General features: G+C 65.1%; 19 protein-coding genes. 11 read left to right on the top strand and 8 right to left on the bottom strand.

The annotated features are described in order from the left end of the window. Positions 1-224: 224 nt before the first annotated feature. The 6 genes from P9273_RS28240 (at position 225) to P9273_RS28215 (ending at position 6,145) form a co-directional block, all read left to right on the top strand. A complete protein-coding gene (locus P9273_RS28240) occupies positions 225-1,835 on the top strand; it encodes an ABC transporter substrate-binding protein (protein WP_278051735.1) in 1,611 nt (536 codons plus the stop codon). Between the two features lie 265 nt (positions 1,836-2,100). Further along, positions 2,101-3,087, top strand: coding sequence for an ABC transporter permease (locus P9273_RS28235; protein WP_041003719.1), 987 nt, complete (start codon positions 2,101-2,103; stop codon positions 3,085-3,087). Then, complete coding sequence (locus P9273_RS28230; RefSeq protein WP_278051734.1) at positions 3,084-3,914, top strand: ABC transporter permease; 831 nt, start codon at positions 3,084-3,086, stop codon at positions 3,912-3,914. The genes P9273_RS28235 and P9273_RS28230 overlap by 4 nt, the downstream gene beginning before the upstream one ends. Beyond that, entirely contained in the window at positions 3,911-4,801 is an 891-nt protein-coding gene (locus tag P9273_RS28225) for an ATP-binding cassette domain-containing protein (RefSeq protein ID WP_278051732.1), read from the top strand. The genes P9273_RS28230 and P9273_RS28225 overlap by 4 nt, the downstream gene beginning before the upstream one ends. Continuing rightward, positions 4,798-5,574 (top strand): ABC transporter ATP-binding protein, encoded by a 777-nt coding sequence (locus tag P9273_RS28220; protein ID WP_278051731.1) that lies wholly within the window; start codon positions 4,798-4,800, stop codon positions 5,572-5,574. Before P9273_RS28225 ends, P9273_RS28220 begins: the two co-directional genes overlap by 4 nt. Positions 5,575-5,638: 64 nt before the next feature. Next, positions 5,639-6,145: an L-2-amino-thiazoline-4-carboxylic acid hydrolase gene (locus P9273_RS28215; RefSeq protein WP_278051730.1), complete on the top strand. Its 507-nt coding sequence runs from the start codon at positions 5,639-5,641 to the stop codon at positions 6,143-6,145. 71 nt (positions 6,146-6,216) lie between these two features. Here the strand turns inward: P9273_RS28215 and P9273_RS28210 are convergent, their stop codons facing one another. From P9273_RS28210 to P9273_RS28200, 3 genes are all read right to left on the bottom strand, one after another. After that, complete coding sequence (locus tag P9273_RS28210; protein ID WP_278051729.1) at positions 6,217-7,002, bottom strand: DeoR/GlpR family DNA-binding transcription regulator; 786 nt, start codon at positions 7,000-7,002, stop codon at positions 6,217-6,219. 215 nt (positions 7,003-7,217) lie between these two features. Further along, a complete protein-coding gene (locus P9273_RS28205; protein WP_278051728.1) occupies positions 7,218-8,516 on the bottom strand; it encodes an NAD(P)/FAD-dependent oxidoreductase in 1,299 nt (432 codons plus the stop codon). A 2-nt stretch (positions 8,517-8,518) separates the two neighbouring features. Further along, the gene (locus tag P9273_RS28200) at positions 8,519-9,889 is read right to left on the bottom strand and encodes a glutamine synthetase family protein (RefSeq protein WP_278051727.1); all 1,371 of its coding nucleotides are present in this window, start codon (positions 9,887-9,889) and stop codon (positions 8,519-8,521) included. 120 nt (positions 9,890-10,009) lie between these two features. On the opposite strand from P9273_RS28200, the gene P9273_RS28195 reads away from it, so the two are divergent. After that, on the top strand, positions 10,010-10,378 hold the full coding sequence (locus P9273_RS28195; RefSeq protein ID WP_278051726.1) for a hypothetical protein: 369 nt from the start codon (positions 10,010-10,012) through the stop codon (positions 10,376-10,378). Between the two features lie 4 nt (positions 10,379-10,382). Next, positions 10,383-10,823: a GFA family protein gene (locus P9273_RS28190; RefSeq protein ID WP_041003733.1), complete on the top strand. Its 441-nt coding sequence runs from the start codon at positions 10,383-10,385 to the stop codon at positions 10,821-10,823. 19 nt (positions 10,824-10,842) lie between these two features. Here the strand turns inward: P9273_RS28190 and P9273_RS28185 are convergent, their stop codons facing one another. The 5 genes from P9273_RS28185 to P9273_RS28165 are packed head-to-tail and all read right to left on the bottom strand — an operon-like array spanning position 10,843 to position 15,685. Next, a complete protein-coding gene (locus tag P9273_RS28185) occupies positions 10,843-11,604 on the bottom strand; it encodes an SDR family NAD(P)-dependent oxidoreductase (RefSeq protein ID WP_278051724.1) in 762 nt (253 codons plus the stop codon). An 11-nt stretch (positions 11,605-11,615) separates the two neighbouring features. Then, positions 11,616-12,428, bottom strand: a complete 813-nt coding sequence (locus tag P9273_RS28180) for an ABC transporter permease (protein WP_278051722.1) — start codon at positions 12,426-12,428, stop codon at positions 11,616-11,618. Next, positions 12,428-13,321: an ABC transporter permease gene (locus P9273_RS28175; RefSeq protein WP_278051720.1), complete on the bottom strand. Its 894-nt coding sequence runs from the start codon at positions 13,319-13,321 to the stop codon at positions 12,428-12,430. Before P9273_RS28175 ends, P9273_RS28180 begins: the two co-directional genes overlap by 1 nt. Positions 13,322-13,368: 47 nt before the next feature. After that, on the bottom strand, positions 13,369-14,532 hold the full coding sequence (locus P9273_RS28170) for an ABC transporter substrate-binding protein (RefSeq protein WP_278051719.1): 1,164 nt from the start codon (positions 14,530-14,532) through the stop codon (positions 13,369-13,371). Then, the gene (locus tag P9273_RS28165; protein WP_278051718.1) at positions 14,513-15,685 is read right to left on the bottom strand and encodes an ABC transporter ATP-binding protein; all 1,173 of its coding nucleotides are present in this window, start codon (positions 15,683-15,685) and stop codon (positions 14,513-14,515) included. The genes P9273_RS28170 and P9273_RS28165 overlap by 20 nt, the downstream gene beginning before the upstream one ends. 82 nt (positions 15,686-15,767) lie before the next feature. Here P9273_RS28165 and P9273_RS28160 point away from each other — a divergent pair, with 82 nt between their 5' ends. From P9273_RS28160 to P9273_RS28150, 3 genes are all read left to right on the top strand, one after another. After that, on the top strand, positions 15,768-16,580 hold the full coding sequence (locus P9273_RS28160) for a helix-turn-helix transcriptional regulator (protein ID WP_278051717.1): 813 nt from the start codon (positions 15,768-15,770) through the stop codon (positions 16,578-16,580). A gap of 126 nt (positions 16,581-16,706) precedes the next feature. After that, a complete protein-coding gene (locus P9273_RS28155; RefSeq protein WP_278051716.1) occupies positions 16,707-17,405 on the top strand; it encodes a GntR family transcriptional regulator in 699 nt (232 codons plus the stop codon). A gap of 237 nt (positions 17,406-17,642) precedes the next feature. After that, a complete protein-coding gene (locus P9273_RS28150; RefSeq protein WP_278051714.1) occupies positions 17,643-18,998 on the top strand; it encodes a glutamine synthetase family protein in 1,356 nt (451 codons plus the stop codon). Positions 18,999-19,269: the final 271 nt, after the last annotated feature.

Here is a 19,269-nt window from a genome sequence, read left to right as displayed (position 1 = left end):
GCTAAAGTCGGCTGCCGTCAGAAGCACGATCCAGCTTCGCCGGCAATCTGGTCCTACCAGATCAGGAGATCGACGCTCCTTTTGGCTGGTCCAGCGGACGGAAATTTCAAAGCCAAGCCATGATGCGCCAAAACCGTCTCTGGCGAAACCTTTGCCAAGAGCCATAATCGCGTTCATTCGAGTGTTGCCCTTGCTGGCGCGAGGCGAAGAGGGGAGTTTGAGCGATGTCCGAATTGACGATTTCACGCCGCGGCCTGCTGGCCGGTTCGGCGCTGCTGCTGGCCTCGACCGCGCTGCCGGCCATCGGCTTTGCGCAGACGCCGAAGAAGGGTGGCAGGCTGATCGTCGCCGCCGACTCCGAGCCGCGCAACCTCAACCCGGCGATCGTCGCCTCCAACGGCGTTTTCTTCATCTCCAACAAGATCGTCGAGACGCTGGCCGAAGCCTCCTTCGACGGGAAGGACGGGCTTCAGCCGCGCCTGGCGCTGTCGTGGGAGGGTGCTGCCGACGGCCTGTCGGTGACATTCAAATTGCGCGACGGCGTCAAATGGCATGACGGCAAGCCCTTCACCTCGGCCGACGTCGCCTTCTCCGCGCTGCAGATCTGGAAGCCGCTGCAGAATCTCGGCCGCACCGTGTTCAAGGATCTCGCCGCGGTCGACACGCCCGACGATCTGACTGCCGTCTTCAAATTCGCCAAGCCGACGCCGTTCCAGCTGATCCGCAACGCGCTGCCGGCGCTGTCGAGCGTCGTGCCGAAGCACCTTTATGAAGTGGGCAAGATCGAAGACAATCCGGCCAACAACGCGCCGGTCGGCACCGGTCCGTTCAAATTCGCCGAATACAAGGCCGGCCAGTACTACCGGCTGACCAGGAACGACGCCTATTGGGGCAAGGACGAGCCTTATCTCGACGAGATCGTCTATCAGGTGCTCCCCGACCGCACGTCGGCCGCAGCCGCGCTCGAGGCGGAAGAGATCCAGCTTGCCGCCTTCTCCGCCGTGCCGCTCGCCGATCTCGACCGCATTTCCAAGGTGCCCGGACTGAAGGTCATCACCAAGGGTTACGAGGGGCTGACCTACCAGCTCGTCGTCGAGATCAACCATCGCCGCAAGGAACTCGCCGATCTGAAAGTGCGGCAGGCGATCGCCCATGCCATCGACAAGGATTTCGTCGTCAAGACGATCTTCCTCGGTTACGCCGCGACCGCCACCGGCCCGGTGCCGAAGAACGATCCGCAATTCTACACCGCCGACGTGCCGACCTATTCTTTCGATGTCGCCAAAGCCAATGCGCTTCTCGACGAAGCCGGCTACAAGCGCGCCGACGACGGCAAGCGCTTTGCGCTGAAGCTGCTGCCGGCGCCCTACTTCAACGAGACGAAGCAGTTCGGGGACTACCTTCGTCAGGCGCTAGCCGCAATCGGCATCGACGCCCAAATCGTCAACAACGACTCGGCCGCCCATATCAGGGCCGTCTACACCGATCATGCCTTCGACCTCGCCGTCGGCCCGCCCGTGTTCCGCGGCGATCCGGCCATCTCGACCACCATCCTGGTGCAGAGCGGCATTCCCGACGGCGTGCCCTTCTCCAACCAGGGCGGCTACAAGAATGCGGAGCTGGACGCGCTTATCGCCAAGGCGTCCGAGACGCTCGACACCGCCACCCGCACGGAGCTCTACAAGGATTTCCAGAAGAAGGTTGCGGCCGATTTGCCGCTCATCAACGTCGCCGAATGGAGCTTCATCTCCGTCGCGCGCGACACGGTCGGCAACATCGCCAACAACCCGCGCTGGGCGGTGTCGAACTGGGCGGACACTTATTTGGAATCGTGACACACTCGCGCGATGAGAGTTCGCGGCGAAATGGGAACTTGGGCAAAGGCCGAGTTCCTTCACACCCCCCTCTGGCCTGCCGGCCATCTCCCCCGCAAGGGGGAGATGAGCAGCTTCTCCGTCCCGCCAGTTCCGCAACGTCGAAAATTGGCGAAGCCGTTGGCGACAGCCAATCTCCCCCTTGCGGGGGAGATGTCCGGCAGGACAGAGGGGGGGTGCCTGGACGCATTCCCAGCCAAGGTACTGCCAACCCACCGAGGCGCGCATGACCCGCGCCCTCCGCCTCTTGCGCCGCCGCCTCGTCGGCAGCGTCTTCGTCCTCCTCATCGTCATCATCGGCAGCTTCCTCCTCCTCGAAGCCGCGCCCGGCGACGCGGTCGACGCCTATATCGTCTCGACCGGCGGCGACGCCGGCATGATCGAATTGCTGCGTCACCGCTGGGGCCTCGACCAGTCCGAGCTGACGCGCCTTGCCAACTATCTCTGGGCGCTGCTCCATCTCGACCTCGGCCAGTCCGTCACCTTCTCGCGGGCGATCCGCGACGTCATCCTCGAACGCCTGCCGACCACACTCATCCTGATGGGCAGCGCCACCGCGCTCTCCTTCGGCCTCGGCTCGACGCTCGGCGTCTATGCCGGCGCCAGACCCGGAAGCTTCCGCGACCGCTTCCTGTCGATCGGCTCGCTGGCGCTCTATGCGGTGCCCGGCTTCTGGCTCGGCCTTGTGTTGATCGTTATCTTTGCCGTCGACCTGCGCTGGCTGCCGGTCGGCGGCATCGAGACCATCGCCTCCGGAAAAACCGGACTGGCGCGGGCCGCCGACATCGCCACCCATCTCGTGCTGCCGGTATCCGCGCTCGGCTTCATCTATCTCGCGCTCTATCTGCGCATGATGCGTGCCGGCATGGCGGAAGCCTGGCGGCAGGATTTCGTGCTCGCCGCCCGCGCCAGGGGCCTGCGGCAACGCCGCATCGTGCTCGCCCATGTCGCCCGCAACGCGCTTCTGCCTCTGGTCACCATGCTCGGCCTGCAATCGGCGCAGATGCTGGGCGGCAGCGTCGTCATCGAAAGCGTTTTCGCCGTCCCGGGCCTTGGCCGGCTGGCGCAGGAGGCCGTCGCCGGACGCGACACGCCGCTGCTGCTCGGTATCATCCTGGTCAGCGCCGTCGTCGTCGTCGTCATCAACCTTCTGGTCGATCTCGCCTACGCTGTCCTCGATCCGCGCGTCGGCGCCAGCGAGGGGAGCGCATGAGCCGCCTCTGCCATTTCTTCCGCACGCCGGAAGCGATCGCAGGCGCCTCGATCCTCGCCCTGCTCGTCGTCGTGGCGTTGGCGGCGCCGCTGCTCTTTTCCGGCGACCCGCAGGCCATCGCCGGACCGGCGCTGCTGCCGCCGTTCCAGGACTGGTCGCTGCCGCTCGGCACCGACCGGCTCGGCCGCGACGTGCTGGCCGAGCTGTTCCATGGCGCCCGCACCTCGCTGGCGGTCGGCCTGGCGGCGGCTGCAGCGGCTCTCCTCATCGGCTCGATCATCGGCACTTTGGCCGGTTTCGCCGGTGGTCTGGTCGACGAAGTGCTGATGCGCATCACCGACGCCTTCCAGACCGTGCCGAGCTTCCTGCTCGCGCTCGCCTTCGTCAGCATCGTCGGGCCATCGCTCGGCGTCGTCGTCGCCGCGATCGCGCTCGGCGCCTGGACAGGACCCGCGCGGGTGGCGCGCGCGGAGGTGCTTTCGATCCGCGAACGCGACTATGTCGCCGGCGCGCGCGTCCTCGGCATGCACCCTCTCGAAATCGCCTTTCGCGAGGTGCTGCCCAACGTCTTGCCGTCGGTGCTGGCGCTGTCCTCGGTGATCGTGGCGGCCGCGATCCTTACCGAGGCAGCGCTGTCCTTCCTTGGCCTTGGCGATCCCAATCGCGTCACCTGGGGCGGCATGATCGCCGAGGGTCGCACGGTGCTGCGCACCGCGCCTTTCCTGTCGGTGGTGCCCGGCATCGCGCTGGTACTCACCGTACTCGGCGTCTACCTCGCCGGCGAAGGCGTGGTGGAAAGCGCAGCCGCGCGCAGGAGCCTGTCGTGACCGCGCTGCTCTCGATCCGGGATTTAGGGGTGGTCTATCGCCGCGACGGTTCCGAGGTGCCGGCGCTGAAGAGTGTCAGCCTGGATGTTCTCGCGGGAGAGCGCCTGGCGATTATCGGCGAAAGCGGTTCGGGCAAGAGCACGCTGGCGCTGGCGGTCGCGGGGTTGTTGCCGACGGGTGCCCTTGTGGATGGAACGATCGAATGGTCAGCAGGCCAATTACAAAAGCCTCGTTCTGTCACACCGCTCTCTGTCCTGCCGTACATGGCCGGCAGGCCAGAGGGGGGTGTGAAGGACCGCCAGCCCCTGCATTTTCGACTTATTGGCGGCCGCGACATCGGCTTCGTCTTCCAGGACCCCTCGTCCAGCCTCGATCCGGTCATGCCGATCGGCAAGCAGATCGCCGAAGTCGCCCGCACCCATCTCCACCTCACTTGGCGCGAAGCCTTCACTAGAGCCAAGATTCTCCTCGAACGCGTCCGCCTCCCCGATCCGGACTCGGCTCTCCACGCCGATCCGCACCAGCTCTCCGGCGGTCAAAAGCAACGCGTAGCCATCGCCGCCGCCATCGCCGCCGAACCGATGCTGTTGATCGCCGACGAAGCGACCAGCGCGCTCGACACCATCGTGCAGGCCGAGATCGTCGCCCTGATCCGCAGGCTGGTGGCCGAGGACGGCATGACGCTCATCTTCATCAGCCACGATATCGCGCTTGCGGCCGCGCTTGCCGATCGCATCGCGGTGCTGCGCCACGGCGAACTGATCGAACTCGGCGAGACCCGCCAGATCGTCAATGCGCCGCGCCACGCCTATACGCGCGCCCTGCTCGATGGCCATCTCGGCCTCGACGCCGAGCCGTTGCTTGACCGCCAAGGCGCCTCGGCATGAGCGTGCTTGCCGTCTCCAGCCTTGCCAAGCGCTACCATCGTGGCGGCAAGCCTTTCGCCGCGGTCGACGACGTATCCTTTGACATCGGGCCGGCGGAGACGCTGGCGCTCGCCGGGCCGTCCGGCAGCGGCAAATCCACCATCGCCAGGCTGGTGCTGCGGCTGATCGAGCCCGATGCCGGCCGCATCGACTTCGAAGGCGCGGACTTCCTTGCGCTGTCGGGCGCCGCGCTGCGCGCACGCCGCGCTCGCATCCAGATGGTGTTCCAGGATCCGCTCGCCGCTTTCAATCCGCGCGCCACCGTGGGGCGCGTGCTGGACGACCCCTTGCGCATTCACAACATCGCCTCGCGCGCCGAGCGCCCGCGCCGCATCGCGGCGCTGCTGGAGCGCGTCGGCCTTGATGCCGGCCTTGCCGCGCGCGCCATCCACGAGATTTCCGGCGGCCAGCGCCAGCGCGTGGCGATCGCCCGCGCCATCGCCACGCACCCGTCGCTTATCGTGCTCGACGAAGCCGTGTCGGCGCTCGATGTCTCGGTGCGCGGCCAAATCCTGGAATTGCTGCTCGACCTGCAACGTCAGGAACGGATCGCCTATCTGTTCATTTCGCATGACCTCGGCGTCATCCGCGCCGTGGCGCATCGCATCGTCATCCTGGATAGCGGCCGGATCGCCGAAAGCGGCGATGCCCGCGCCGTCATCGCCAACCCGCAATCGGCGATCGGCAAGGCGCTGGTGGCGGCGACGCCGAAGCTCATCAGAAACCGACCATGATCCCGCAAAGTGGCAACCGGTTTGCGGACAAGATCATGGTCAAACAACAAAATCAGGAAGCACCATGATCGATCCTGAAGCAGCCAGAGCCGAAAAACTGTCGCGCGAGCTCGACTCCGCCTTCCGCAACCGCGCCGACCTCTATCGTCTCTTCCTCGACGAGCTGACCGCCGAGCTCGGTGCCGAGAAAGCCGAGGCGGTGATGATCCGGACCATCGAAAAGCGCGGCCGGGAAGTCGCCGCGGTGGCCTTCGCCGATTTCGGCCCCAACGATGCGCCGGCGATCGGCGAAGCGTTCCTCGCCGTCAGCCCCGATGGCGGCCGCATGTATCCGACCGATGTCGAGCGCGGGCCTGGTCACATCGCCTTCAAGGTCAAGCGCTGCCCGCTGAAGGACGCCTGGGTCGAGGCCGGCGTCGGCGAGGAGAAACTCGCCACGCTCTGCCGCATCGCCGGTGCCTTCGACCGCGGCCTGTTCGAGGCGACCGGCGTGCGCTTCGCCAATGTCACTTGGACGCCCGGCCACGGCTCCGGCTGCTGCCACATCGCGTTGACCAATCGCGACGCATAAAGCAATTCCAGGAAAAGTGCGTAGCGGTTTCCGTCCGGAATTGCGCGAAACAAAGAGATAGAGCCGGAGAATTATTCGGAAAAGACGTGCAGCTCGCCGCCCGCCTCGTCGATCGCGGCGCGCAGCTCGGCTGCCGGCTCGCGATCGGTGACGACATCGGAAATCTCGCTCAGCGCGCAGACGCGTTCGAGCCCGCTGCGGCCGACCTTGTCATTGGTAACGACCAGCATCGTCGATAGCGACCGCGCCATCATCGCCCGCTTCACCGCCGCCGCGCCCGAGATCATGTCGCTTGGCCCCTCGGCGTTCAGCGCCGAGGCGCCGATGATGGCGACGTCGGCATTGTAGCGGCGCACGAATTCGACCGTGTCCTCGCCGAGCACTGCCGCCTCGCGGCTGTCATAGGTGCCGGGGCAAAGGATGACGCGGAAGCCGGGGTTGGCGCCGGCCACCGAGGCGACGCAGACGGAGTTGGTGATGATCGTCAGGTCCCGGCCGAGCTGCGACAGGCTACGCGCGACCTCGTAGGTGGTCGACCCGCCGTCGATCATCACGATGCGGCCTTTCTCGATCAGCCCGGCGGCTCCGCGCCCGATGCGCGCCCGCTCCTCGACCAGGGTGAGGCCGCGTTCGGCGATTACCGGTTCCGATGTCACCAGCGAAATGGTGGCGCCGCCATAGGTACGGTTGAGGAGCCCGGCCTCGCCGAGCTCGATCAGATCGCGGCGGATGGTCTCGCCGGCGACGCCGATCCGGCGCGCCAGCTTCGAGATGCGGATCGAGGCCGAGCGCCGAACCTCCGACAGGATCAGCTCATGTCGCTCCTTCTTCGTCAGTCGGCCCGGCTCGATATTCATCGGTCTTCCTTCCCGGGATTTCGTTCCCGGCGCAGCGACATTAGCCACGGCAGAGGCAGGAAAGCCAGCCCGGGGTCTGCTGAGATTCAGGTCACGCCGAGCCGAAAATGGTGGTCTCAGAGAACCGGAGCGGAACGTACTTGAAAGTACGTGAGCACCGGAAGCGCAGGAGACCGCCATTTGCAGGCCGGCCTCACCTGAATATCAGCAGACCCCTAGTGACGCAGCCGATCTCGCATCGCGTACCACAACATGCCGAGCACATAGAGCGGGCCGCGCAGCGCCGTGCCGCCGGGGAACGGCAGCGGCGTCAACGTCGAGAACAGATCGAGCCGCGAGGCATCGCCCGTGATCGCTTCCGCGAGCAGCTTGCCCGACAGCGTCGACAGGATGACGCCCTTGCCCGAATAGCCATGCGCGAAATAGACCTCGCCATAGTGCCCGACATGCGGCAGGCGCGAGGTGGTGATCGACACCAGGCCGCCCCAGGCATGGTCGATGCGGCAGCCCTTGAGTTGCGGAAAGGTCTTTTCCATATGCGGCCGCACGAAGCCGGCAATGTCGGCCGGCGGTGACGGCGTGTAGCGCTCACCGCCGCCGAACAGCAGGCGTCCGTCCGCCGACATGCGGTAGTAGTTGACCACGAACAGCGTGTCCGACACAGCGGCGTTGGATGGTATGACGTTGCGCTCGCCCAAAGGCTCGGTGGCGACGATATAGTTGCCGACCGGCATGATGCGGCTGTTGACGCGGGGCTCCAATCCCTTGAGCAGCGCATCGCCGGCCAGCACCACATGCCTGGCCCGGACCGAGCCCTTGTCGGTGAACACCCGGATGGACGGTTCGCGCTCCAGCCGGACGGCGACCGAGTTCTCATGGATGACGACGCCGGCTCCAACCGCCGCGCGCGCGAGCCCCAGCGTGTAGTTGAGCGGGTGCATGTGGCCGCCGAGCCTCTCGAACACCGCGCCCTGATAGGGCGTGTCGACCATCTGCCGCGCCTCGGCCGCCGACAAGATGTCGACATCGGTGAAGTTCATCACCTTGGCGAGGCATTCGGCTTCGTCCTCGAAGTCGCGCACGTCCGAAGCGGTGACCGCGCCGACCAGATGGCCGGTCTGACGCAAATCGCATTCGATACCGTGGCGCTCGATGATGTCGAGCACCAGCCCGCGCGCCTCGAAAGTCAGGTCGAACAGCGCCTTCGCCCGTTCCGGCCCGAAGGCTTTGACCAGGCCCCTGGCGCCCTTGCGCAGGCCGGGGATCATCTGGCCGCCATTGCGGCCCGAGGCGCCCCAGCCGATCTTGCCTCCTTCGAGCAGCACCACTTTCAGACCGCGCTCGGCCGCATGCAGCGCCGCCGAGAGGCCGGTGCAGCCGCCGCCCACCACCACCAGATCGGCCTCGACATCGCCGGCAAGCGCGGGATGGTCGGGCGCCGGATTGGCGGTGGCGACATAATAGGATTTGCCGATGTCGAGACCGGAATTGAAACCCGTCGAACGCGAGGCCATGGTCACACCTTGAGCAGCAGGTGGTCGCGTTCCCAGGACGTCACGACGCTCTGGAACAGGTCGAGCTCGACGCTCTTCACGCGCAGATAGGTCTGGAAGAAATCCTCGCCGAGCAGTGCTCGGACCGGCTCGCAGGCAGCGAAACGGTCGAGCGCTTCCTCCATCGTCTTCGGCAGTGTGCTCTTGCTTTTGTAGGCATTGCCGAAGGCCTCTTCCGAGCGCGCGAGCTTCTCCTCGATGCCGAGATAGCCGGCGATCAGCGAACCGGCCATGGCAAGGTAGGGATTGGCGTCCGCCCCCGGCAGCCGGTTCTCGATGCGCCGCGCGGCGCGACCGCCCAGCGGCACGCGCAGGCCGCAAGAGCGGTTGTCGTGCGACCATTCGATATTGGCCGGGGCACTGTGACCCGGCCGGATGCGCCGGTAGGAATTCGCATGCGGCGCGAACAGCGGCATGATTTCGGGGATGTATTTCTGCAGGCCGCCGATGAAGTGCGAGAACATCTCACTGTCCTCGCCATCCTCGCCGGCAAACAAGGGCTCGCCCTTCCTGTCCACGATCGACATGTGCAGATGCATCGCGCTGCCGGCCTGCGCCGCGATCGGCTTGGCCATGAAGGTGGCGTGCATGCCGTGCGCTTGCGCGATCTGTCGCGCCAGGCGCTTGAACAAAAGCACCTGGTCGGCCAGCGTCAGCGGATCGCCATGCAGCAGATTGATCTCGAGCTGCGCCGTGCCGGATTCATGGATCAGCGTCTCCACTGGCAGTCCGGCGATAGCGGCATGTTCGTAAAGGCGCCGCGTCACTGCTTCGAACTCCTCCATCGCCTGCATGTCGTAAGGATGCTGCACGTTTTCCGGCCGGCCGTTGCGCCCGACCGGCGCCGTGATCGGACGATCCGGATCGGGATTTGGCGCCGTCAGGTAGAATTCGAGCTCCGGCGCCATCACCGCACGCCAGCCTCGCCTCTCATAAAGGTCGAGCACGGCTTTCAGCACATGGCGCGGCGAAGCCATCCACGGCCGGTCGTCCATGTGGAGCGTGTCGGCGAAAACATAGGCTCGGCCCGCGCTGCCGGGTGCAAGGCAGAGGCTCGAAACGTCCGGCACCATGCGCATGTCCGGATCCTGGTAGGCGAAGCCTTCATCGATGGAGCCGGAATAGCGGCCGTCGATGGCGACCAGGAAGGCGCTGCTCGGCAGGTAGAGCGCGCGGTCGTCGAGCGACTTCAGGAATTTGGCGACCGGCAGGGTCTTGCCGCGCAGCACGCCGTTGACATCGGGCACGAAGCATTCGACGTCGTTGATCGCATGCGTCTTCAGCCAGCTTTGCGTGTCCGCGCCGGGAAATGTAGTGTTCAGATTGTCAGGCATTGGTCATGTCCGTACGAAGGAGAGATCGCTTCGGCGGGCATGTCCGTTCCGGTAGGGCGTTATCTAAGCTGCGTTATCCGAGGACGGACGCCCGCCTGATGACCGGCCCAAAGGCCGGGTATGGAGCGCCTGTACCCCTTCGGTCCAGCCGTCGCGAACGACATGCGAGCCGACTTTGGTCTCCTCCGCGCGCTGCAGGTTCTCGTGGCGGCAGCAGCGCATGACTATCGGCGCTCCGCCAAAGCGCGCGCCGATGCGGCCGTGACTGAAAACGGCCGGGTGGGGGAAAGCCTTTCTACCGCTCGCATGACAAGCCTTGTCGAGAACCTGGCCTATGGTTTGGCCGATCGTTGCTCGCAGCGCAAGCCCGCCCATGGAACCGCTGCACATTGCTGGCCCAAACGGGCGGAGGGAACCGGATACCTGCTTGTACTGTTCCGCGTATGCGCCGCAGGCCGACAGGACCATTTCCGAAACAACCAGGAGTGATCAGATGGAAAGCAGAGTCGATACGGGCGCATGTTTTTGCGGAGCGGTTGCCGCCGAGATGCAGGGCGATCCGTTCTGGATCTGCTTCGATCATGACGACGACTGCCGCCGTGCGATTGGCAGCCCGCTGACCATCTGGGTCGGCTACCGGCCGGACCAGTTCCGCTTCACGCGCGGCCAACCCCGGAACTTCTCGAGAACGAAGGGGGTCGTTCGCACCTTCTGCGGGAAATGCGGCACCTCGATCACCTATCGCGACGAAGGGCTGAGCGACGAACTCTATGTCACCATCGGCTTCTTCGATCATCCGGAGCGGTTCAAGCCGCACGCCCACGCCTATTGGCGCCTTCGGCTGCCTTGGCTGGAATTCGCCGACGATCTGCCGCGCATCGACGCCTACTCGCGGCGCCGCGATCCGACATTCGGAAATCCCAACGACCGGTAGCCGATTTGCCAAGAGAGCCTCAGCCGATGCTCTCGCCGCCATCCACCACCAGCGCCTGTCCCGTCATGAAGGACGAGCGATCGGAGACGAGGAACAGGATCGCCTCCGCGATCTCCTCCGCGCTCGCCCAGCGCCCCATCGGGATCCTGGTGCGGACATAATTCTCGATCGCTTCGCGCCCGCCCATCTGGGCGATGAACGGCGCGTTGAACGGCGTGTCGACCCAACCCGGGCAGAGCGCGTTGATGCGCACATTGTGCTTGGCGTAGTCGAGCGACATCTGCCGGGTCATCGCCACCACGGCGTGCTTGGACGTGGCGTAGGCGATCATCTCGCGGTCGTAGAACACGCCGGAATTGGACGCCGTGTTGAGGATGACGCCGCCGCCTTGCGCGATCATCGCCGGCATGACGGTCTTCGCCGCCAGGAACTGAGCCCGCACATTGATTCGCCACGAGGCGTCCATCCCGTCGGTGCCCACTTCCGTCAGCGTGCCGCCGACCTGGATGCCGGCATGGCTGTGCAGGATATCGATCCGGCCGTGCCGATCGAGCGTTCCCTCGATGAGGCCCTCCACGGCCGCATCATTGCCGACATCGGTGGCGATGGCCTCGGCGCGGCCGCCGGCTTTGCGGATGTCGGTGGCCGTGGCTTCGCCGGCTGCCGGATCGCGGTCCGCGATCACCACATGCGCCCCTTCCCTGGCCATGATCATCGCGCCGGCGCGTCCGATGCCCGATCCGGCGCCCGTCACCACGGCGATACGGTCTTTTAGGATCATGGATTGGTCTCTCAAGGCGATGGTTTTCGGCGCCCGAGCTGCCATTGCGCGAGCAGCACGAGCACGACCGACGCGCAGAGCACGATCGTCGCGATGGCGTTGATCTCTGGCGTCACGCCTCGCCGGATCGAGGCGAAGACATAGATCGGCAAGGTCGTCTGCGCGCCGGCGACGAAGAAGGCGATGATGAAGTCGTCGAAGGAGAAGGTGAAGGCGAGCAGGAAGCCGGCAATCACCGCCGGCATGATCTGCGGCAGCACGATCGAGCGGAACGTCGTCAGCGGCGTGGCGTAGAGATCGCTCGAGGCCTCGACCAGGTTGCGGTCGAGGCTGCTGAGCCGGGTGCCGACGATCATCGTCACCAACGCCATCGAGAACAGGCCGTGCGCGGCGATGATCGAGCCGTAGCCGAGCGCAAGGCGCGGCGGCTGGTCGGTCGGCCAGAGCGAGGCGAGGAACGGATTGACGACGGCAAAGAGCTGCACCAGCGCCACCAGCGTCGAGATGCCGATGACCACGCCCGGAACGACGATGGCCGCGCCCAGCAACGCGTCGAACAGAGCCCGCGTCCGCGTGCCGACCCGCTGCAGCCCGAGCGCCGCGGCCGTGCCGCAAAAGGCTGCGAGCAGCGCGCTCGTCGTGGCGATGAGCAGGCTGTTTTTCAGCGCCTCGACCAGGAAAGGATTGGACAGCGCCTTGCCGTACCATTGCATGGAAAAGCCGGTGAATTCGCTGGCATGATGACCGGCGTTGAAGGAGAACAGCACGACCAGCGCGATCGGCAGATAGAGGAAGGCAAAGACAGCGATGACGAAGGCACGCATCAGATCAGGTCCACCCGGCGTGCTCCCGATAACCGGGTCGAGATGCGGTTGGCGACGATCAGCACCACGACTGAGACCAGCACCAGCGTGATGGCGATGGCCGAGCCGAACGGCCAGTTGCGCGACTGCAGGAAGAGATCGACCAGCGCGTTGCCGATGAAGAACACCTTGCCGCCGCCGAGCAGCGTCGGGATCAGATATTCGCCGAGCAGCAGGATCATCACCAGCGAGAACCCGGTCATCACGCCGGGCAGCGACAGTCGGAGCGTCACGCCAAGGAAGGTCGACAGCGGCGTCGCGCCGAGATCAGCGGAGGCTTCCAGCAGGCGGCGGTCGAGCCGTTCCAGGCTGACATAGATCGGCAGGATCATTAGCGGCAGGTAGCCGTAGACGATGCCGAGCAGCACCGCGCCCGGCGTGTTGATCAGCCTGAGATCCTCGATGCCGACATAGGCGAGCAGAGCCGGGATGCCGCGCCCGCCAAGGATATACATCCAGGCATAGGTGCGCATCAGCAGGCTGGTCCAGAACGGAATGACGATCAGCGCGAGCAGGATCAGCCGCCAGCGCTGCGGCGCGCGCAACGCCAGGTAATACGCGACCGGATATGCGACGAGCAGGCAGGCCAAAGCGCCGATCGGCGCGAGTACCATCGTGTTCCAGAAGGCGGTCGCCCGCGCCGGCAGATTGGCGTATTGCGCAAACGTCAGCGCGGCCTGATAGCCGCCCTCCGGCGCCCGCTCGCCGACGCTGAAGATGGCGATGGCGACGAAGGGCAGCACCAGGAAGACGACCAGCCACAGCGTTGCCGGAGCAAGCAGCAGCGCCGTCACGAGATTTTTGCGAAAGAGACTGCGGCGCATCGGGAAAGCCGGTTGGGAGCCGGCGGGCATTTGCCCGCCGGTCGCATTGTCTGGATCGGGTTTGTGACCGGTCTCGCTCAAGCCGACTTGAAGCGCGCCATCAGCTCGGCGCGGCCCGGATCGGTGAGCGTCGCGGCAGCGCCGAATTCCAGCGGCTTCAACAGGTCGGCCGCCGGATAGAGGATCGGATTGTCGAGCACTTCCTTAGGCAGCAGCGCGTTGACCCGTGCATCCGTGCAGGGCGCGCCATTGGCCAGATGCTCCTTCACAGCGACCTTCGGGTTCATCAGGTAGTTGAGCAGCGCATAACCGGCCGGCTTGTTCGGCGCATCCTTCGGGATCGCGTAGAAGTCGGTCCAGATCTCGCCGCCCTCCTTGCCGAGCACATAGGCGATCTCGGGGATATCGCGATGGAGCTGCGCGCCGTCATTGGTCCAGCACATCGTCATCCAGGCATCGCCCGAGCGCATCGACGGCTGATAGTCGCTCGACACCGCGAACAGATGCGGCTTCACCTTGAGCAGCAGCTCCTCCGCCTTGGCGAGCTCGTCCTGCTTCAGCGAGTTGAAGGAGTAGCCGTAATATTTCAGCGCGTTGCCGATCGTGGTCAGCTGATAGTCGTGCACCATGGTGCGGCCGTCGCCTTCAGCCATGGCCGTATCCCAGAACTCCTTCCAGCTCGACATCGGCTTGGTGAGCTTCTTGGTGTTGACCGCAAAGCCGGTCGTGCCCCAGTTCTTCGGCACGGCATAGATCGTCCCGTCGATCGTGCCTTCCGCGGTGAAGCGCGCATCTTCCGACTTGCCGTCGAAATTGCCGAGTTTGGCCATGTCCAGTGGCTCGATGATGCCGAGCTTCTTATAGGTCGAGATCGTGTAGTTGGTCGGCACGAACAGGCTCCAGCCCGAACCGCCGGCCTGCAGCTTGGCCAGCATCTCCTCGTTCGAGCCGAAGACGTTGACCTCGACGGCCACACCGGTCTCGGCCTTGAAGTTCTCGAAGGTCTGCGGGTCGTGATAGTTCGGCCAAGTAGCGATCGACATGCGGTCGCCGAGGTTCTCGGCCGCATATGCCGGCGTCGGCATGATGCCGAGTTCGCGCGCCATCACCGCGGTCGCGACGCCGAGGCCGGTGAGGCCGAGGAAGTCGCGCCGGCTGATCGAGCCCCGCTTCAGGCGCATTAACTGGTCGACGAATTTATCGGGGGTTATCGGCAGTCCGTCACGATAGGATTTCGACATGTTGGTCTTCCCTCTGGTTGGTCCCGTTATTGTTGGCGTGCGGAAACGCCAGCGGCGCTCCGGCGGCAAAGCCGATGGCGACGGGTTCGCCCGGCTTGAAGAGATTGCCCTGGCCGATCACATGGTCGGCCTTGGCGAGCAATGATCCGATGCCTTGGATCTCGATCGCGTATTCCGCCGTCGAGCCCAGGAAAATCCGGTTGCGGACAACGCCTTTCAGGACGCCGCCTCCGGGCGCCGAAAGACTGAGCGATTCCGGCCGCAGGCTGACGGATACCGCCTCGCCCCGGCTGAGCGGCACCCGCTTGCGCGCGGAAATCACCGTGCCGTCGGCCAGGGCGACCTCGACGAGGTCGCCGGAAAGGCCTGCCACCTTGCCGCTGACGAGATTGGTCTTGCCGACGAAATCCGCCACGAACAGGTCGGCCGGCTCGTCATAAATTTCGCTCGGCTGTCCGAGCTGGACGACTCGGCCGCCATTCATGACGCAGACGAAATCGCTCATCGACAATGCCTCTTCCTGATCGTGGGTGACCAGCACGAAGGTGATGCCGATCTCGCGCTGCAGGTTCTGCAGCTCAATCTGCATGTCGGTGCGCAGCTTCTTGTCGAGCGCCGCCAGCGGCTCGTCGAGCAACAGCACCGCCGGCTTGTTGACCAGCGCCCGTGCGAGCGCGACGCGCTGCTGCTGGCCGCCGGAAAGCTCGTGGATCTTGCGACGGCCATAGCCGGCGAGTTGCACCATCGAAAGCGCCTCGCCGGCCCTTGTGGCGATCTCGCGCGACGACAGCCTGGGCCTCGCCTGCCGCAGCCCGTAGGAGATGTTCTCCTCGACATCGAGATGCGGGAACAGCGCGTATTGCTGGAACACCATGTTGACTGGCCGCCGGTAGGGCGGGGTGCCGGCCATGTCGCGGCCGCGGATCAGCACCTGGCCCTCGCTCGGCTGCTCGAAGCCGCCGATCATGCGCAGGCACGTCGTCTTGCCGCAGCCGGAGGGACCCAGCAGCGCGACGAAAGCGGAAGGCGGGATGGCAAGGTCGATGCCGCTGACCGCGGTGACGGCGCCATAGCGCTTGGTGACCGCGCGAAATTCGATATCGGGCACTGCAGTCAAGCCACGGGCTCCAGCGACAGCGTGAGGCAATATCATGACGCTAGCAGAGCCAATGGCACCTAGTATATACCTCGCAGGTGGTATATTCAGCCGATTTTATCATTTTGAGGGGTATGGATTGGCTGCCTCCCGCAGTGACGACTACAACGCTTTGGCCGTCGTGATCGCCGCGTCGCGTGAGACCGGGGGCGATCATTTCGGCAAGGCGATCGTCCGCTGGCTCAGCGGACATGTTCGCTTCGATCACTGCGTGATCTTCGGCTATCGCGGTGCCGCGCGGCCGCCGCTGCTGTTCGAGACCTTCTCGCCGCCGGAGAGCCGGATCTTCGTCGCGCTCTACCAGGAAGGGCCGTATCTGCTCGACCCGTTCCATCACGCCGCAGTCGAGCGCAAGGAGGGTTTCTGGCGCATGCGCGAGCTCGCCCCGGACCGCTTCTACGCCAGCGAATATTACCGCTCCTATTACAGCCAGACCAAACTTGCCGAGGAGGTCGGCTTCTTCGTGCCTTTAGCCGGCAAGGATGCGCTCGTGCTGTCGCTGATGCGGCTGCGCGCCACCGGCCCGTTCGGAACGGCGGATGCCAGGCTGCTGCGCGACATGGCGCCGGCGGTGATCGGCTTCTGTAAGCAGCGCTGGCCCGCTTTGCCCGCCGAAGAGAGTATCGCCCAGCCTTCAGGCGAAACCGTCGCAACGGCCAACGAGCTCGACCGCGCGCATATCTGGAAGAGCCTTTCCCTGACCTCGCGCGAGAAGCAGGTCGTCGATCTGGTGCTCCAGGGCCATTCCACGGAATCGATCGCCAGGGCGCTGCGCATCGTGCCGGGGACGGTCAAGGTCCATCGCCGCAACATCTATCGCAAGCTGAAGATCAAGTCGCAGGCCGGCCTGTTCGCACGCTTCGTCGAAATCATCGACGCCCGGACCGGATAGCAATGCCGGCCGCCCTTGCGGCGGCTCGCGTTGAGCGTCTATCGTGCGGCCGAAACGACCGGCCAGCTATCCCCGCGTCGTCGAGTGACGAACAGATTTCAGGACCGATCAAGCAGCGCATAGCCAATGGCCGACAAAACACGCTTCGGACTGACCGCTGTCGATACAGTACCCCTGCATGAAAAAGTCTATCTGGAACTGGTGCGGGCGCTGATGTCAGGCCAGCTCCAGCCTGGCCAGAAGCTGACCTCGCGCAAGCTCGCCAAGGAGCTCGGCACCAGCGATATGCCGGTGCGCAGCGCCTTCATGCGGTTGCAGGCGCTGAGGGCGCTGAGCCCGATGCCGAACGGCAGCGTCGAGGTGCCGCTGATTTCGGCCGACCGCTTCCAGCAACTGACCGACGTGCGCACGGTCCTGGAGGGCACGGCCACCGAGCTCGCGACAAAACGCATCAACGGCAACAACCTGCGCGCCATCCGCCGTCTCTGCGCCGAGCTCACACAGGCCGCCCGCAGCGGCGACATAGACGACTATCTGCGCAAGAACCACGACTTCAAATTCTCGATCTACCGCCATTGCGGCAACGAGCAGATGATCTTCCTGATCGAGACGGTGTGGATGCAGGTCGGCCCTTTCCTGCGCAATCTGCGCATCGGTTTCGAGGACGACCTCGCCGGCATTCTCGGCATCGACTATCACGAGGAGGTGGTGGCGGCGATCGAGGCCGGCGACGGCGAGCGGGCGCGGGCCGCGATCGTGCGCGACATCGCCGAGGGCGCGACGCACATCCTGGGCCAGATAAGGTTTCCGGAACTGCGCCACTGACAAGGCGGAACAAGCGGGTATCGTATACGGCTTGGCTTTCGCTCACTCGCCAGCTATGTTGCGATCGCAGATCGCACAAATGGAACCCGAAATGCCGCCCGATATCCCGGCTAGTGATTTGAAAAAATGAAGGAAACCTACTCGGCGCCAGCCGTGTTGGCCTTCATGAACTCACAAGCTGAAAATTGGATATCGTAGCCGGCGAGGCTACAGCACCTAGAGAAACGGGGCTGGAAATTGAGCGATGCGATTGCGGACGTTTTGAAGTGGCTGGACAGCAGGAAGGACATCCAGAGCCTGCGGGCGGCGGTGTGCGACTTGAACGGCATCATGCGCGGCAAGCGCATTCCGGTCGAGCAGGCGCGCAAGGCGCTTGAAGGCAAGCTGCGCATGCCCTACTCGGCCATCGGCCTCGACATCTGGGGCGAGGACATCGAAGGCAACGCCCAGGTGTTCTCGACCGGCGATGCCGACGGGCTCTGTCATTGGACGGGACGAGGCATACTGCCCGTCAACTGGACGGCGCACCCGACGGCGCTGTTGCCGGTCTGGCTGGCAGACGACAGCGGCGCCCCCTATCTCGGCGATCCGCGCCGCGCGCTCGCCCGCATCCTCGACCGCTATGCCGCGCTCGGCCTGACTCCCGTCACTGCGACCGAACTCGAATTCTACCTTGTCGACCCGACATCGCAGCGGCCTGTCGGGCCGGTCTCGCCGGTGACCGGGCGGCGTCTCGATTCCGATGCGGCGCTTTCGATCGACGAGGTCGACGATTTCGAAGCCTTCATCCACGACATCTACGAAGCCTGCCGCATGCAGGACATTCCTGTCGACACCGCCATTGCCGAGAACGGCGTCGGCCAGTTCGAGATCAATCTCAACCATGTGCCCGACGCCTTGCGCGCCGCGGACGACGCCGTGCTCTTCAAGCGCACCGTGAAAGGCATCGCCCGCAAGCACGGCTTTGCCGCCTGTTTCATGGCAAAGCCCTATGGCGAGCGCGCCGGCAATGGTTTCCACGTTCATTTCAGCGTCCTCGACAGGCACGGCCGCAACATCTTCGATGACGGCTCGGACCAGGGCTCCGACACCATGCGTCATGCGGTCGGCGGCCTGCTTGCCGCAATGGCGCAAAGCACGCTGGTGTTCGCGCCGCATTTCAACTCCTACCGCCGGCTGCGGCCGCGATCCTACGCGCCGACTGCCGTCGCCTGGGGTTATGAAAACCGCATGGTGGCGATCCGCATTCCCGGCGGCCCGTCGGCCGCGCGGCGCATCGAGCATCGCGTCTCCGGCGCCGACGCCAATCCCTATCTGGTGCTGGCGGCGATTCTCGGCGCGGCGTTGATCGGCATCGAGCGCCAGCTCTCGCCCGGCGAGCCGACAGGCGGCGAGGGTCAGGGGCTGGCGCTCGCCAAGCTGCCGCCCGACTGGGCGTCCGCAATCGCTGCCTTCGAGGCCGGCCCGCGCGTCGCCGAAATCTTCCCGGACGTGCTGCGCGACGCCTTCGTCGCCTGCAAACGACAGGAGCTGAACACGTTCGCGCTCAACGTCAGCGACTTCGAGATCGAGACCTATCTGGAGAGCGTTTGAGGTCGGCTGATCAGAGACCGCATGCCATTCACGGTCACGCGGAACCGAACAGCGACCGCAGCGCCCCGATGCAAAGCGGCCCGCCTGGAGCGTGCCGTCAGCCGGCGACAGAGCCGGCTAAAAGACGCCGGAGTGAGGCGGCTGTTTTTATATTTGGTTGGGGGGGGGTGGGGCAGGATTTGGCTTTTTGTCCCGCGGCGTCGGCTTTGCCTGTTTGCGGGTCCCTGATGCAGGTTAAAATCGCCGGCTCTCGCAGCAAATACAAAAGAGC

The organism is Mesorhizobium sp. WSM4935 (assembly GCF_029625735.1).
Taxonomy (GTDB): Bacteria; Pseudomonadota; Alphaproteobacteria; order Rhizobiales; family Rhizobiaceae; genus Mesorhizobium.
The sequence above is the reverse complement of the archived record's forward strand: the minus strand, read 5'-3'. Positions and strand labels throughout refer to the sequence as shown.

Excerpts from the sequence above, each read along its gene's own strand:
- P9273_RS28235 (WP_041003719.1), top strand. The coding sequence starts at position 2,101 with ATGACCCGCGCCCTCCGCCTCTTGCGCCGCCGCCTCGTCGGCAGCGTC.
- P9273_RS28195 (WP_278051726.1), top strand. The coding sequence starts at position 10,010 with ATGGAGCGCCTGTACCCCTTCGGTCCAGCCGTCGCGAACGACATGCGA.
- P9273_RS28155 (WP_278051716.1), top strand. The coding sequence starts at position 16,707 with ATGGCCGACAAAACACGCTTCGGACTGACCGCTGTCGATACAGTACCC.
- P9273_RS28210 (WP_278051729.1), bottom strand. The coding sequence starts at position 7,002 with ATGAATATCGAGCCGGGCCGACTGACGAAGAAGGAGCGACATGAGCTG.
- P9273_RS28215 (WP_278051730.1), top strand. The coding sequence starts at position 5,639 with ATGATCGATCCTGAAGCAGCCAGAGCCGAAAAACTGTCGCGCGAGCTC.
- P9273_RS28180 (WP_278051722.1), bottom strand. The coding sequence starts at position 12,428 with ATGCGTGCCTTCGTCATCGCTGTCTTTGCCTTCCTCTATCTGCCGATC.
- P9273_RS28170 (WP_278051719.1), bottom strand. The coding sequence starts at position 14,532 with ATGTCGAAATCCTATCGTGACGGACTGCCGATAACCCCCGATAAATTC.
- P9273_RS28190 (WP_041003733.1), top strand. The coding sequence starts at position 10,383 with ATGGAAAGCAGAGTCGATACGGGCGCATGTTTTTGCGGAGCGGTTGCC.
- P9273_RS28185 (WP_278051724.1), bottom strand. The coding sequence starts at position 11,604 with ATGATCCTAAAAGACCGTATCGCCGTGGTGACGGGCGCCGGATCGGGC.
- P9273_RS28240 (WP_278051735.1), top strand. The coding sequence starts at position 225 with ATGTCCGAATTGACGATTTCACGCCGCGGCCTGCTGGCCGGTTCGGCG.
- P9273_RS28175 (WP_278051720.1), bottom strand. The coding sequence starts at position 13,321 with ATGCCCGCCGGCTCCCAACCGGCTTTCCCGATGCGCCGCAGTCTCTTT.
- P9273_RS28220 (WP_278051731.1), top strand. The coding sequence starts at position 4,798 with ATGAGCGTGCTTGCCGTCTCCAGCCTTGCCAAGCGCTACCATCGTGGC.
- P9273_RS28205 (WP_278051728.1), bottom strand. The coding sequence starts at position 8,516 with ATGGCCTCGCGTTCGACGGGTTTCAATTCCGGTCTCGACATCGGCAAA.
- P9273_RS28200 (WP_278051727.1), bottom strand. The coding sequence starts at position 9,889 with ATGCCTGACAATCTGAACACTACATTTCCCGGCGCGGACACGCAAAGC.
- P9273_RS28230 (WP_278051734.1), top strand. The coding sequence starts at position 3,084 with ATGAGCCGCCTCTGCCATTTCTTCCGCACGCCGGAAGCGATCGCAGGC.
- P9273_RS28165 (WP_278051718.1), bottom strand. The coding sequence starts at position 15,685 with ATGATATTGCCTCACGCTGTCGCTGGAGCCCGTGGCTTGACTGCAGTG.